The 262-nt window shown below is 41.2% G+C and carries 1 pseudogene; it reads right to left on the bottom strand.

The features are described 5' to 3' along the window. Positions 1-262, bottom strand: a pseudogene (locus AAEY75_RS15750) (hypothetical protein); the annotation flags it as partial.

Genomic DNA, 262 nt, shown 5'->3' on the forward strand with positions numbered 1-262 from the left:
GTTGCACCAAGTTTAACAATTGGGAACCACTCTAACCAATCTTTATCTTCAAGTTCTTGCTCAGCAAGATTTGCAACTTGGCCAGCATTTAAACCAGAAGGTACATTATTAACACCATTAGAAATGCCTACTAGTTTTTCTGGGTTTTTTGCATTAACAGTCGCATCAGTTTTACCCATGTATGCTGCACCGATTTCGCCGAATACACCCCAGTTGTTGCCGATGTTAGGACGGAAACCAATAGTAGCATAAGGAGCTAGCT

This window comes from Psychrobacter sp. TB55-MNA-CIBAN-0194 (assembly GCF_040309505.1).
Lineage (GTDB): Bacteria > Pseudomonadota > Gammaproteobacteria > Pseudomonadales > Moraxellaceae > Psychrobacter > Psychrobacter fozii.